Source organism: Micromonospora sp. NPDC047620, assembly GCF_043205005.1.
Classification (GTDB): domain Bacteria; phylum Actinomycetota; class Actinomycetes; order Mycobacteriales; family Micromonosporaceae; genus Micromonospora.
Map to the genome: position 1 here is coordinate 1 of NZ_JBIDDG010000223.1, position 1,000 is coordinate 1,000.

General features: G+C 67.2%; 1 protein-coding gene. It reads right to left on the reverse strand.

What is annotated here, in order from left to right; all coding sequences use genetic code 11:
• Positions 1–862: excinuclease ABC subunit UvrC (gene uvrC, locus ACGF5C_RS35430; RefSeq protein WP_393308867.1), on the reverse strand; the 862-nt coding region annotated here is incomplete at its 3' end.
• Between the last annotated feature and the right edge of the window lie 138 nt (positions 863–1,000).

Consider the following 1,000-nt stretch of genomic DNA (forward strand, 5'->3'; position numbering starts at 1 on the left):
CCCAGCCGCGCTGGCCGCGCACCCGCCCGTCGCGCACGTGGAAGATCTGCACCGCGACCTCGAGTTCGTCGGAGGCGAAGGCGATCACGTCCGCGTCGGTGCCGGTGCCCAGCACGACCGCCTGCTTCTCCAGTGCGCGTTTGAGCGCGGCCACGTCGTCGCGCAGGCGTGCGGCGGTCTCGAAGTCCAGATCCGCTGCGGCGGACTGCATTCGGCGTTCCAGCTCCCGCACCATGCGGTCGGTGCGGCCGGACAGGAAGTCGCAGAAGTCCTCGGCGATGCGGCGGTGCTCGTCGGCGTCGACCCGGCCGATACAGGGCGCCGAACATTTGTCGATGTAGCCGAGCAGGCACGGACGCCCGATCTGCCTGTGGCGCTTGAACACTCCGGCCGAACACGTCCGCACGGGGAACACCCGCAACAGCAGATCCACCGTCTCGCGGATGGCCCAGGCGTGGGCGTACGGCCCGAAATATCGCACGCCCTTCTTGCGAGCGCCCCGATAGACGAACACCCGCGGATATTCCTCGTTCATGCTCACCGCGAGCATGGGGTAGGTCTTGTCGTCGCGGTAGCGCACGTTGAAGCGCGGATCGAATTCCTTGATCCAGTTGTACTCCAGCTGCAACGCCTCGACCTCGGTGGAGACCACCGTCCACTCGACGCTCGCGGCGGTGGTCACCATCTGCCGGGTGCGCGGATGCAGCGAGGACACATCGGCGAAGTAGGAATTCAGGCGGCTGCGCAGACTCTTGGCCTTGCCGACATAGATCACCTGCCCGTAGGAATCCCGGAACTTGTAGACGCCGGGTTCGACGGGAATGGTGCCCGGTGCGGGCCGATAGGTCGCGGGATCTGCCACGGAACCAGGTTAACGACCGGCACCGACAGCGGATACGCGCCGTGACCGTGAACGGTGTGCGGCCGGTGACAGGCGCCGCGCGGTGGTCATCGGTGCATCCGGTGGGCGCCGGCGATGATCGCGTCGCAGAGCGCCTGT